Genomic DNA, 12,401 nt, shown 5'->3' on the forward strand with positions numbered 1-12,401 from the left:
CGTTGAGCCGCGCCACGGCATGGCTCAACGTCAGTTCGCGCGGCTCAACCCGGGGTGCAGCATGCCGCCGGCGGCTCGGCCGGAGATGCCGAGCCCGCCATCAGCCCAGGTGGGCCTGCTTGGGGGCCAGGCCGCGGAGCGCCTCGGCGGCCACCCGGTCCCGGTCGGCACCGCCGGCGGCGACGACCGCGGCCCCGACCAGGCCCTCGACCAGCGGGGCCGCGCTGAGCACCACCCGCGCCCGGACGTCGTCGTCCAGCAGCTCCAGCGCCGTCTCGGCGGACATCACCGCACTGCCCAGGTCCATCAGCACCACCACGCCGTCCCCGGAGTCGGCGGCGGTGATGGCCGTGGACACGGCGACCGCGTCGGTGCCCAGCCCGCCGTCGTCGGTGCCGGCGGCCACCTCGATGGCCAGGGTCGAGTTCGGCAGCATCTGCCGGGCCAGCTCGACGGCGGCATCCGCCAGCGGCCGGCTGTGCGAGACGACGACGATGCCCACGGCGGCCACGGTCAGCTCCTCCCCAGCGTCGCCGCGGCGGCCTCGACCAGCAGCACCGCCGACTCGGCGCCCGGGTCGACGTGGTCGGCGCTCCGCTCGCCCAGGTAGCTGGCCCGGCCCTTGCGGGCGACCAGCGGCGTCACCGAGTCGCGACCCCGCGCCGCGGCGTCCGCGGCCGCGCGCAGCGCCACGTCCAGCTCCTGCCCGGCGCCGACCGCCTCGGTGAGGGCGTCGGCCGCGGGCAGCAGCGCGTCCACCATCGTCTTGTCCTGCAGCTCGGCCTTGCCGCGGGCGACGACGCCCTCGACGCCGGCCCGGAACGCAGCGGCGAAGGCGGCCGGTGAGCCGTCGTCCAGGGCGCCGGACATCCGCAGGAAGAGCGTCCCGTACAGCGGGCCGCTGGTGCCGCCCACCTTGCTGATCATGGTCATCGCGACGGTCTTCAGCAGCGCCGCACCGTCGGCCGGTGGGGTCGCGTCGAGGGCGGCGACGGCTGCGGTCATCCCGCGGTGCATGTTCGTGCCGTGGTCGGCGTCGCCGATGGCGGAGTCCAGCTCGGTCAGCTCGTCGCGGTGCTCGGTGACGGCGCGGGCGTACTCGCGCACCCAGGCGCCGAGGGCGTCGGTGTCCAGCGTGGCCATGCTCAGACCCCCCACCGCAGCGCCGGCGTGCGCACCGGGGCGTCCCAGAGCCGGATCAGCTCGTCGTCGACCTTCAGCAGGGTGATCGAGCAGCCGGCCATCTCCAGGCTGGTCATGTACGAGCCGACCAGCGAGCGGGCCACCGTCACGCCGGCCTTGGCCAGCACCGCCTGCACCTCGGCGTACACGACGTAGAGCTCGAGCAGCGGCGTGCCGCCCATCCCGTTGACGAAGGCGAGCACCCCGTCGCCGCCGGTGAAGTCCAGGTCGGCCAGCACCGGCTCCAGCAGCATCTCGGCGACCTCGCGCGCCGGGGCGACCGGCACCCGGCGGCGGCCCGGCTCGCCGTGGATGCCCACGCCCAGCTCCATCTCATCCGCGGGCAGGTCGAAGGTGGGCTTGCCGGCGGACGGCACGGTGCAGGAGGTGAGCGCCATGCCCATGCTGCGGCCCTGCCCGTTGACCCGGCGGGCCACCTCGGCGACCTCGGCCAGCGGGCGGCCCTGCTCGGCGGCGGCGCCGGCCAGCTTCTCCACCAGCACGGTGACGCCCACGCCGCGCCGGCCGGCGGTGTAGAGGCTGTCCTGGACGGCGACGTCGTCGTCGGTGACGACGGAGACCACCTCGGTGCCGGACTCGGCGGCGACCAGCTCGGCGGCCATCTCGAAGTTCATCACGTCGCCGGTGTAGTTCTTGACGATGTGCAGGACGCCGGCGCCGGCGTCGACCCCCTGGGTCGCCGCGACCATCTGGTCCGGGACGGGGGAGGTGAACACCTCGCCGGCGCAGGCGGCGTCGAGCATGCCGAGCCCCACGAACCCGCCGTGCAGCGGCTCGTGGCCGGAGCCGCCTCCGGAGACCAGGCCGACCTTGCCCGCCACCGGCGCATCGCCGCGGAAGACGACCCGGTGTTCGGGGTCGATCCGCAGCTCGGGGTGTGCTGCGGCCATGCCGCGCAGGGCGTCGTCGACGACGTCTGCCGGGTCGTTGATGAGCTTCTTCATCGCGGGCTCCTGATCATGGGGGACGAGCGAACCGTAGTAGAAGGACCCCCTCCTCCCCACCCCTCGCGAGCTCGGGGCGGTGCCCTGGAGGGGGCCGCGTCGGCAACGGGGAGCGGTCCGCAATCGTCGGACGACGTTTCTCCCCGAGCTCGGGGCTGCACGAGAGACGTGACCTGGGGCACACTCGGCCTCCCATGCCCTCCAGCGCATGCCGGTCGAAGAACTGGCGGCCGGAGGGTGCACGACCCAGGACCGGTCCCCCCAGAGCTGAGGAGCTCCCCCAGATGGCTGGCAACAGAGGCGTTGCGTACATCGAGCCCGGCAAGGTCGAGGTGCACGAGACCGACTACCCGAAGCTGGAACTGCAGGACGGGCCGGGGGTGAACCCGGCCAACGTGGGCCGCAAGCTGAACCACGGGGTGATCCTCAAGGTGGTCACCACCAACATCTGCGGCAGCGACCAGCACATGGTCCGCGGCCGGACGACGGCGCCGCCGAACCTGGTGCTCGGCCACGAGATCCTCGGCGAGGTCGTCGAGAAGGGGTCCGACGTCGAGTTCATCGAGGTGGGCGACCTCTGCTCGGTGCCGTTCAACATCGCCTGCGGGCGCTGTCGCAACTGCAAGGAGGGCAAGACCGGGATCTGCCTGAACGTGAACCCGGCGCGCCCCGGAGCGGCCTACGGGTACGTGGACATGGGCGGCTGGGTCGGCGGGCAGGCCGAGTACGTGACGGTGCCCTACGCCGACTGGAACCTGCTGAAGTTCCCGGACAAGGACCAGGCCATGGAGAAGATCCTGGACCTGACCATGCTGTCGGACATCTTCCCGACCGGCTTCCACGGGGCGGTCACCGCCGGGGTGAAGCCCGGCTCGACCGTGTACATCGCCGGGGCCGGCCCGGTGGGGCTCGCGGCGGCCGTCGGCGCCCAGCTCCTCGGTGCCTCGGTGGTGATCGTCGCCGACCTCGTCGAGCAGCGGCTGGCCCAGGCACGCAGCTTCGGCTGCGAGACCGTCGACGTGTCCAAGGGCTCGCCGCAGGACCAGATCGAGCAGATCCTGGGCGAGCCGCAGGTGGACGCCGCCGTCGACGCGGTGGGCTTCGAGGCCCGCGGCCACGGCGAGGGCGCGGGCAAGGAGGCGCCGGCCACGGTGCTGAACTCGCTGATGGAGGTCACCGCGGCCGGCGGTGCCATCGGCATCCCGGGGCTCTACGTCACCGGTGACCCGGGTGGCATCGACGAGGCGGCCAAGGTCGGCTCGCTGTCGCTGAGCCTGGGCACCGGCTGGGCGAAGTCGCTCTCCTTCACCACCGGTCAGTGCCCGGTGATGCGCTACAACCTGGGGCTGATGAAGGCGATCCTGAACGACAAGGTGCAGATCGCGAAGGCGGTCAACGCCACGACCATCTCCCTGGACGAGGCGCCGCAGGGGTACCAGGACTTCGACTCCGGTGCGGCGAAGAAGTACGTGATCGACCCGCACGGGATGGTCGGCAAGAAGGCCGCCTAGGACGACGCGGGCCCGGGGCGGGTGCCCCGGGCCCGCCGCGTCACCACAGGTCGCCCCGGCGCCAGTCGCAGACCAGCCGGACGGCGGGGTCCAGCGGCGCCGGGGTGGCCGGGGTGGGCAGCACGAACACCGCCTCGCCCGGGGTGGCGACCACGCCCTCGGGGGTCAGCGCCGCCAGGTCGCCGGACCAGGGGAGCCACCCGCGCGCGCCGTACAGCCGGGCGCCGTCCTCGCTGGCGGCCAGCGCGCCGAGCTCGAAGCCGCCCCGGACGAACCGTTCCGCCTCTGCCATCACGGCCGCGCCGACGCCGCGGCGGCGCAGGGCGGCCGCGGTGGCGACGGCCTCGACGTAGCCGGTCCGCAGCGTCCGGCCGGCGACGACGAGCTGGCGGACGACGACGGCGGCATGCCCGGCCAGCTCGCCGTCCACGGTGGCCAGCACGTGCACGCCGCCGAGCGCGTGGGACCAGTCGTCGTCGCTGAACCCGTCGGTGAACGCCGTGTCGAGAAAGCCCCGGAGCCGGTGGAGCTCGGCTGTGGAGAGGTCGGCGGTGGGGGCGCTGCGGACGGTGACCGTCGTGCGGGTGTGGCTCACCGGACCAGCTTCGCGGAGGCGTCGCCGTGCCGCCCCGGGAGGGGCGCTGGAGGAGGAGAGCGGGTGACGAGAATCGAACTCGCACTGTCAGCTTGGGAAGCTGATGTTCTACCATTGAACTACACCCGCGGCAGGTCAGTGACCTGTCGGAGAGCTTAGCAAGACAGTCGCCCCCGACCGGAACCCGGTCGGGGGCGACTGTGTCTCAGCGGCTCAGAGCAACACGCCTCGGCAGCTGGTGCTGCAGTCCAGCGACCAGAACGAGCTGCCCAGCCGCCCGAAGGCCGCCGAGCGCACCAGCCGCTCGCCGTTCGGCCCGACCGCGGTGACCACGGACGAGCCGCCGCCGGTGTCCGGGGTGCTCCCGGCATCCGGCGCCGTCCCGTCGTCGGTGCCCGGCGCGGAGTCCGTGCCGCCATCGCTGGTCGGCTCCTCGACGTAGGTGAGGCCGTCGGCCAGCACCGAGGACTCCGTGCCGGACGGACCGAAGACGAAGACGTCGTACACACCCGCCACCAGCTCCGGAGCGGTGAAGACGACCGACGTGTTGTCGGCGCTGACGACGGTGGCCTCCCGGGTGTCCCCGATCCGCACCCGTGCGCCGTTGGGGACGTTGGTGCCGGTGACCGTGACGCGCGTCCCGCCGGCGGTGCTGACGACCGCCGGGGAGATGCTGGTCAGCCCGAACGGCCCGACCTCCGGATAGGTGACGACGGACGGCGGCGGGGTGGTGTCACCCGGCGCGGGATCCACGCTGGACCCGGTGTCGCTGCCCGGGACGGGGGTGCCGGGGTCGGTGGTGCCCGGGTCCGTCCCTGGGTCGCTGGTCCCCGGCTCGGCGGGGCCCGGGTTCGGTCCTGGGTCGCTGGTCTCTGGCTCGGCGGGGTCCGTGGTGCCGGGGCCCGTGGTGTCCGGATCCGTGGTGTCCGGGTCCGTGGGGTCAGGGTCCGTGGTGCCCGGGCCGGTCGTCCCGGGGTCGTCCGTTCCCGGGCCCGTGGTGTCGGGGTCGCTGGTGCCGGGGCCACTGGTGCCCGGGTCGGCCGTGCCGGGGCCCGGGGTGCCGGGGTCGGTGGTGCCCGGGACCGTCGTCCCGGGGGTGCTCGTGCCCGGGTCGGTGCTGCCGTCGGTGCCGGGGTCGGTCGTTCCGGGGCCGGTCCCGGGCGTCGTCCCGCTGTCCGGCGCGGGCGCCGGCGTGGCGCCGACCAGCAGCGGCGCGGCGAAGGTGTCGCCGAACGGCTGACCGTCGACGATCAGCTGCGCGCTGAGCGCGTATCGGCCGGGGGCCAGGTCGACCGAGGGGGCCACCTCCAGGCCCTCCACCGTGGTCAGCGCACCCAGCGGGACGGTGACCTGGCCGGCGTCGTCCGTGGTCAGCGTCGCTCCCGCGACCGTGACGTCCTCACCGGAGAGCGCCCAGACCTCGCCGCCGTGCTCCATGCCCAGGCTCAGCACCATCTCGTAGGTGCCGGCCAGGTCCGGGCCGGTCGCTCGGACCAGCGGTGTCGCCTGCCCCGCCGGGGCCGTCATCGAGGTGAACCTGTAGCCGACACTGGTCTCGGGTGCCAGGTGGCTGAGGGTCAGCCGGCCGCCGGTCACCGACTTCCCCTGGAAGGCGGTGATCGGGTCGACGTCCGCCAGCAGCGCGGCCTTCAGCTCGGCGGCCGTGGCGGTCGGCATGGTGGTCCGGTAGAGCGCCAGTGCGGCTGCGACGTGCGGTGCGGCGATCGACGTCCCGCTCACCAATCGGTAGCTGCCGTCGTTCCAGGTGGTCGCCACCTTGTTGCCGGGGGCGAACAGGTCCACCGACGTCGCTCCGTAGGCGGAGCTGGCGGAGACGCCGTCCTCCGCATTGGAGCTGCCCACGACGACGAGGTTGTCGTCCGGCAGGCTCGCCGGGTAGAACATCGAGGAGTCGCGGTCGAGCGCGTCGTTGCCCGCTGCGGCCACGATCAGGACCCCCTTGCTGGCCGCGTAGGCGATGGCCGACTGCAGGTTCGTCAGTGCGCTCCCGGTGAACTGACCTCCCCACGATGCGTTGATGATCGTGGCGCCGTGGTCGACGGCGTAGCGGATGGCCTGTGCGCCGAGGTTGGCGTCGACGGAGTCCCCGCTGCCGATGACCAGCGGCATGATGGTCGCCTTCGGCGCCACACCCGCAGAACCGATGCCGTTCCCCGCGCGAGCGGCGAGGACGCCGGCGACCGAGGCCCCGTGCGTGCCGTTCGCCCCGTTGTCCACGTCGGGGCTGTTCGCGGAGAAGTTCCAGCCGTGACAGTCCCCGGTCAGTCCGTCACCGTCGGCGTCCTCCGTGCAGGACGGATTGGTCCACAACGACCCGGCCAGGTCCGGGTGGTCGGAGTCGAAGCCGGTGTCGGTGAGGGCGATGACGACGCCTTCACCGGTGGAGGCGCTCCAGCCGTCGGTCACGTCGACGTCGGCGTCGGCCGTGGCTACCTGCTGGTACACGTTCGTTCCCGTGTTCTCCAGGTTCCAGCCGTACTGGGCCGCATAGGGGTCGCTGACCGTCCCGAGCGCCGGGATCGACGGCGACAGCTCGACGTCGGCCACGCCAGGCAGTGATCGCAGGGTCTGTACCGAGATGCCGTCGGTCGCCACCAGCGCGGTGCCGTCGTAGAGCCGCTGCGCGGAGTCGACGCCGTCCTGCTGGTCCAGATCGGCCAGGAACTCCGGCGTCGCGTCCCCCGCTGCTCCGGTGACCACGTACCGGGTGAGGCCGTCGCCGGCGCCGAAGCCGTCGGCGACGGCGATCGGGAGGCCGGGCCCGGCCAGGGCGTCCACTGCGGCCGCGCCGCCGAAGCCGGTCAGCGCAGCGGCGACGACGGCGACCATGCGCACGCCCCGGCCGTGCGCGGGCAGCCGACTGCCCTGGTGGCCCACGAGATCCATCCGGTCCTCCTCCGAGGTGCACCCCGTGCCGTCACGGCGGTGCTCGAAGGAGGGGCATCGGCCCGGCGGGTCCCCCGCTGGAGCGTGCCGGTTGCCGCTCGCCCCATCGGGTGACCCCGGACCTCAGCCCCGCATCGCGCCGAGGAAGCCGGTCATCTCCGAACGCAGCTTCTCCGCCATCCGGGACAGCCCGGTGGTGTCCCCGGCCGGTCCCAACGACGCGGAGCCGTCCACCGCGGCGGCGATCCCGTCGACCAGGCCGTTCATCTCCGCCACCGTCGCCCCCACGGTGCTCATGCCGGCGGCGACGTCGTCGCACGCGGTGCGCATCGACTCGACCTGGGCGGTGATCCGCTCGGTGGACCGGGCGGTCTCGTCGGCCAGGTCCTTGACCTCGGAGGCCACCACCGCGAAGCCCTTGCCCGCCTCACCGGCGCGGGCCGCCTCGATGGTGGCGTTCAGCGCCAGCAGCCGGGTCTGTGCCGCCACCGAGTCGATCATGGCGACGATGCCCTTGATCTCCGCCGACGAGCGGGTCAGCGAGTCGATGGTGCCGCGGGCGGCAGCCACCTCCGTGCTCGCGGCCGTCGCCGCCTGGGTCAGGCCATGGGCCGAGGCGGACAGCTCGGTGGATGCCGTCGCGACCTGCTCGCTCATGCCGAGCACGACCGTCTCGAACTCGTCGGCCAGCTGCAGCCGGGAGGTCTGTGCCTCGGCCACCCGGGACGCCGACTCCTGCATCGCCGCCCGGGCGGAGTTGATCACCTCCGCGCCGCGGCGGTAGGCGCCGGAGAGACCGGTCAGCAGCAGTCTGCGGTGGAACCGGCCCTCCGCTGCCGAGGTCAGCGCCGCTCCGGCCTCGCGTACGAAGGCGTCGGAGACGTCCAGCACCCGGTTGACGCTGTTGTGCAGTGCGACCAGCTCGGGGACGTCGCAGGACCCCGGGACCGGACGGCTGCGCGCCTCCAGGTCGCCGGCGGCGGCGCTGTCGCATGCGGCCACGAGCTGCCGGACGAACCCTCGGTAGACCTCCAGCTCCGCGGCCGCGCTGAGCTGGCCGTCCCCACGGCGACGCGGGCTCACTGCTCGTCCTCCCCGATGACCGACCAGACGAACTCCTCGTACGACGCCGCGTGCTGGGCGACCAGCTCGCCCAGCAGCCGGCTCGACGCCTCCACCGCTGCCCGGCCGTTCGGCTGGCGGCGCTCCTCGGCGACCAGCTGGGCGTACAGCGGGCGCACCGCGGCCACCGCGCGGGCAGCCGGACGACGCCGGTTGGAGTGGTAGCCGACCACCCGCCCGTCGGCGCCGAAGGACGGCGTCACGTGCGCCAGCACCCAGTAGTTGGCGCCGTCGGCGGCCAGGTTGTCGATGTAGGCGAAGATCTCGTGCCCCTCGGCCAGGGTGTCCCAGAGCAGCTTGAAGACCGCCTTGGGCATCTCCGGGTGCCGGATCAGGTTGTGCGGCTGCCCCAGGACCTCGTCCAGGTCGTAGCCGCTGACCCGCAGGAAGACGTCGTTGGCGTAGGTGATCACGCCCCGGGTGTCGGTCTTGGAGACGATGAGCTCGTCGGCGGAGAACGTCCGCTCGACCCCCGTCGGTCGGACCACCTGCTGCCTCGGTCGGGCCTCGCCGGGCGCCGGCCGTGTGGTGACCATCCCGCCCCTCTCTCTGTGTGCTCGAGTTCCGGCACCGGTCGGTGCCTCTTGGTCATCGGCAGTCCGGCGGTGAGATCGAGCCTGGCCACCGGAACGGGACGAAGGTCCCGGCAGGCCGGTCCCTAGACTCCGCGCCATGCTGCTGTCCGACCGCGACATCCGAGCGGCCCTGGCGACCGGCCGGCTCGGGATCGAGCCCTACGAGCCGGCGATGGTGCAGCCCTCGAGCATCGACGTCCGGCTCGACCGGTTCTTCCGGGTGTTCAACAACGCCCGGTACACCCACATCGACCCGGCCGAGCAGCAGGACGACCTGACCACCCTCGTCGAGCCGACCGGCGACGACGCCTTCGTGCTGCACCCGGGCGAGTTCGTGCTCGGGTCGACGCTGGAGGTCGTCAGCATCCCCGACGACCTGGCCGCCCGGCTGGAGGGGAAGTCCTCGCTGGGGCGCTTGGGCCTGCTCACCCACTCGACGGCGGGGTTCGTCGACCCCGGGTTCTCCGGGCACATCACGCTGGAGCTCTCCAACGTGGCGAACCTGCCGATCACGCTGTGGCCGGGGATGAAGATCGGCCAGCTGTGCCTGTTCCAGCTGAGCTCGGCCGCCGAGCACCCCTACGGCTCGGCGCTCTACGGCTCGCGCTACCAGGACCAGCGCGGGCCGACGCCGTCCCGGTCCTTCCGCAACTTCAACCGGGCCGAGACCCGCCGCCCCGACCCGGCCTGACCCGTCTCCCGGGTGGCGGGTGTCCGACCCCTCGGTGAACGGTGGCGCCAAGCCGGATGACGGGCCGCCTTGCTGGGTAGGCCCTGCCCCATGGACCCCCGGGACACTGCTGTTCTCCTGCCTCAGCCGTCGGGCAACCACATCGTGGACGGATTCTTCGACTGCGCCGAGGAGTCGGCGCACTACGCGTTCTCGGTCCAGCTCCTGCTGACCCAGTACGCGACCCTGGTGCCCTGGCAGGCCGAGGGCGTGGCGGAGCTCGGCAGCGGTGACGCGCGGGCCATCGCGCACGTCGTGCGGGCGGTGCCCGGCTTGCAGGTGCACGGCACCGACATCAGCACGACGTCGGTCGAGCGGGCCCGGCAGACGATCGACGGCCTCGGCGTCGGCGACCGCTACACCGTCGAGCACGGTGACTTCTTCGCCTGGGCCGACTCCCCGGACGGGCGGGACGTCTCCACGGTGATCGCCAACCCGCCCTACATCCCCGCGCCGGACGCCGACATCCTGATGCCCGAGCTCTGGGGCGGCTGGTACGGCAACGACATGGTCCTCCGGCTGCTCAAGGCCGGTTTCGAGCACCTGCTGGTCGCGCTGCCCAGTTACTCCGACCCCGCCGCCACCCTGTCCACGGCCCGCGACCTCGGGTACCAGGTGGCCAACTTCCTGGCGATGGGCCTGGAGTTCGGGGCCTACAGCGGGGAGCCGAAGGTCCGGGAGCACATCGCCGCGCTCACCGCGGACGGGCACGGCTGGGCGGGCGAGGACTCCTACGTCGTCGCCGTCGCGCTGCTCACCCGGTCACCGGAGCTGCGCCGGGACCGGTCGACCGAACTGCTCCGCGCCCTGCAGCTGTCGGTCTGAGCCCGGTCGGTCAGCGCTCGGTCCGCGGGAGGAGGACGGGCGGTTCGGCCCCGGCGACCTCGGTCTCCGGGAAGTCGCCGAGGCGAGCGGCCGGGCCGACGAGCCCGGGCACCTCGTCGTCGACGTACCGCGGCCGGCAGATGCTCCAGCCGGTGACCAGCAGCAGCCCAACCCCGGCGTAGACCAACACGAACATGCCGGTGTAGCCGCCGGTGACGCCCCGCAGCAGGCCGACCAGCAGCGGCCCCACCCCGGCCAGCGCGTACCCCCAGCCCTGGGCGACGGTGGACAGGGCGCTCACCGACTCCGGGGTGCGGCCGCGCAGCCCGAAGAGGGCCAGGATCATCGCGAACGTGCCCATGCCCAACCCGAGCAGGCAGACCCACAGCCAGGTCAGCGTGAGCGGGGCGAGCAGCAGGCCGGTCCAGCCGGCCAGGTAACAGGCGATGAAGGCCAGCAGCATCGGCCGCTGCCAGTGCGGCCGCACCGTGCCGAGCGGGACGACGGCGTTGAGCGGGATGACGATCAGTGCGTTCAGCCCGACCAGGAAACCGGCCGCCTCCGCGGACATGCCCTGGTCGCGGAGGTACTGCGCCGTCCAGCCGACGATGACGTAGGCCTGCATCGCCTGCAGCCCGAAGAAGGCGGCCATCGTCCAGGCCAGCCGACTGCGTCGGAGCTCCCGCAGCCGCACCGCGGTGTGCCCGCCCCGGGAGGCGCCCGGCCGGACGGGGACGGCGAGCCAGGGCAGCGCCGCGAGCAGGGCGAACACCGCCCAGATGCCCAGTCCCCAGCGCCAGCCGTCGGCGCCGGCGGCCGCGGCGATCGGCGCCGTGGAGACGGCGGCGACCGCCCCGCCGATCGCCAGCGCGGTGCTGTAGGCGCCCACCAGCAGGCCGGTGCGCTCCGGGAACCACCGCTTGACCAGTCCGGGGAGCAGCACGTTGCCGAGCGCCCCGCCGACCATCGTGGCCACGGTGCCGAGGAGGAACACCCACACGTTGGGCACCGACACCCGCAGCAGCAGCCCGATCGCCATGACCAGCAGGGCCGCGGCCAGCACGTGCCCGTCGCGGAACCGGGCGGCCAGCGGCGGGCCGGCGAAGCCGATCAGCGCGAAGCAGATCAGCGGCATGCTGGTGATCAGTCCGGCGAGGCCGGAGGAGATGCCCAGGCCGCGTTCGATCTCCTGCAGCACCGGGCCGACGCTGTTGACCGCGGTGCGCAGGTTGAACCCGGTCAGCACGATCGCCGTCCCGACCAGGACCAGCCCCTGCCGGGAGGACGTGCGCGGCGGCAGCGAGGCGGCGGCGCGGGTCACGTCCGCTCATCCTCCTCCCCGAGCCGCGGCAGGCCGGGAGCCGGGTCGGGGCCGGGCCGCGTCGGGTCAGCGGGTGTCGGTCACCGTGACCGGGACCTCGGCCACCTGTTCGGTCGTCCCGTCGACGGCCACCCGCAGCATCACCAGGTCGTGGACGCCGTCACCGGCCGGGGCGGCCAACTGCAGGACCGGACTCAGGCACTGGGGCAGCCGGAACGCCGGTCCGGCCGCGGTCTGGGTGTAGCTGACGGTGCTGCCGGCGTCGCCGCGGACCGGTTCGCCGTCCAGGGTCATCACGTAGTCGACGTCCTCGGCCCCGGTCACCCGGAACCGCAGCGGCTGGCCGGCGGCCACGACACTGCTGGCGACGGCGATCCCCGGGTCGTCGCAGTCGGCGGTGAGGGTCACGTCCTCGGCACCCCGGCCGCCGGCGACGGCGAGCACCGTCATCGCCACGATCGCGACGGCCAGCCAGGTCCAGTGCCGGCTGCGCCGGATCGTCGGGCGGTCGTCGGCCAGCGCGCGCTCGTCGTTGACGTCGCGGGCGTAGTGCATCCGGGTGCTGCGGGAGGCCGCGGCGCGCTCGGCCTCGCCCCGACGACGGCCGCCGCCGTACGGAGAGCTCATGCCGCCCAGTGTCCGCCCCAGGTGTGCGGTCGCGTCATCCT

12 protein-coding genes and 1 tRNA gene are annotated in these 12,401 nt (G+C 73.4%); 3 read left to right on the plus strand and 10 right to left on the minus strand.

Annotation, left to right across the window (positions count from 1 at the left end; translation table 11 throughout):
• Nucleotides 1-100 precede the first annotated feature (100 nt).
• From dhaM to dhaK, 3 genes are read right to left on the minus strand one after another with little or no spacing between them, the layout of a single operon-like run.
• The gene (gene dhaM / locus O2W16_RS06630) at nt 101-511 is read right to left on the minus strand and encodes a dihydroxyacetone kinase phosphoryl donor subunit DhaM (RefSeq protein WP_269158018.1); all 411 of its coding nucleotides are present in this window, start codon (nt 509-511) and stop codon (nt 101-103) included.
• A 2-nt stretch (nt 512-513) separates the two neighbouring features.
• Nucleotides 514-1,143 carry a dihydroxyacetone kinase subunit DhaL gene (gene dhaL / locus O2W16_RS06635; protein ID WP_269158019.1) on the minus strand — a complete coding sequence of 210 codons (630 nt, stop codon included), beginning with the start codon at nt 1,141-1,143 and terminating at the stop codon, nt 514-516.
• A gap of 2 nt (nt 1,144-1,145) precedes the next feature.
• Nucleotides 1,146-2,147 (minus strand): dihydroxyacetone kinase subunit DhaK, encoded by a 1,002-nt coding sequence (gene dhaK / locus O2W16_RS06640; RefSeq protein WP_269158020.1) that lies wholly within the window; start codon nt 2,145-2,147, stop codon nt 1,146-1,148.
• A 284-nt stretch (nt 2,148-2,431) separates the two neighbouring features.
• Between dhaK and fdhA the strand changes: the two genes are divergently transcribed.
• Nucleotides 2,432-3,658 (plus strand): formaldehyde dehydrogenase, glutathione-independent, encoded by a 1,227-nt coding sequence (fdhA, locus tag O2W16_RS06645; protein WP_269158021.1) that lies wholly within the window; start codon nt 2,432-2,434, stop codon nt 3,656-3,658.
• Nucleotides 3,659-3,698: 40 nt separating this feature from the next.
• Here the strand turns inward: fdhA and O2W16_RS06650 are convergent, their stop codons facing one another.
• The 5 genes from O2W16_RS06650 to O2W16_RS06670 form a co-directional block, all read right to left on the minus strand.
• Nucleotides 3,699-4,253: a GNAT family N-acetyltransferase gene (locus O2W16_RS06650; protein ID WP_269158022.1), complete on the minus strand. Its 555-nt coding sequence runs from the start codon at nt 4,251-4,253 to the stop codon at nt 3,699-3,701.
• 58 nt (nt 4,254-4,311) lie between these two features.
• Nucleotides 4,312-4,382 (minus strand) — tRNA-Gly (locus tag O2W16_RS06655).
• An 84-nt stretch (nt 4,383-4,466) separates the two neighbouring features.
• Complete coding sequence (locus tag O2W16_RS06660; protein WP_269158023.1) at nt 4,467-7,160, minus strand: S8 family serine peptidase; 2,694 nt, start codon at nt 7,158-7,160, stop codon at nt 4,467-4,469.
• 123 nt (nt 7,161-7,283) lie between these two features.
• On the minus strand, nt 7,284-8,243 hold the full coding sequence (locus tag O2W16_RS06665; protein ID WP_269158024.1) for a methyl-accepting chemotaxis protein: 960 nt from the start codon (nt 8,241-8,243) through the stop codon (nt 7,284-7,286).
• On the minus strand, nt 8,240-8,770 hold the full coding sequence (locus tag O2W16_RS06670) for a PAS domain-containing protein (protein ID WP_269158025.1): 531 nt from the start codon (nt 8,768-8,770) through the stop codon (nt 8,240-8,242). The genes O2W16_RS06665 and O2W16_RS06670 overlap by 4 nt, the downstream gene beginning before the upstream one ends.
• Nucleotides 8,771-8,954: 184 nt before the next feature.
• Here O2W16_RS06670 and dcd point away from each other — a divergent pair, with 184 nt between their 5' ends.
• Both dcd and O2W16_RS06680 read left to right on the plus strand, forming a co-directional pair.
• Nucleotides 8,955-9,548: a dCTP deaminase gene (dcd, locus tag O2W16_RS06675; RefSeq protein ID WP_269158026.1), complete on the plus strand. Its 594-nt coding sequence runs from the start codon at nt 8,955-8,957 to the stop codon at nt 9,546-9,548.
• 144 nt (nt 9,549-9,692) lie between these two features.
• Nucleotides 9,693-10,412 carry a methyltransferase domain-containing protein gene (locus O2W16_RS06680; protein WP_269158027.1) on the plus strand — a complete coding sequence of 240 codons (720 nt, stop codon included), beginning with the start codon at nt 9,693-9,695 and terminating at the stop codon, nt 10,410-10,412.
• Between the two features lie 10 nt (nt 10,413-10,422).
• Here O2W16_RS06680 and O2W16_RS06685 read toward each other — a convergent pair whose 3' ends face one another.
• Together O2W16_RS06685 and O2W16_RS06690 are read right to left on the minus strand one after the other, a co-directional pair.
• Nucleotides 10,423-11,733, minus strand: a complete 1,311-nt coding sequence (locus tag O2W16_RS06685) for an MFS transporter (RefSeq protein ID WP_269158028.1) — start codon at nt 11,731-11,733, stop codon at nt 10,423-10,425.
• Between the two features lie 66 nt (nt 11,734-11,799).
• Nucleotides 11,800-12,360, minus strand: a complete 561-nt coding sequence (locus O2W16_RS06690) for a hypothetical protein (protein ID WP_269158029.1) — start codon at nt 12,358-12,360, stop codon at nt 11,800-11,802.
• Nucleotides 12,361-12,401: the final 41 nt, after the last annotated feature.

It is taken from the genome of Modestobacter sp. VKM Ac-2984, from assembly GCF_026967985.1.
Taxonomy (GTDB): Bacteria; Actinomycetota; Actinomycetes; order Mycobacteriales; family Geodermatophilaceae; genus Modestobacter.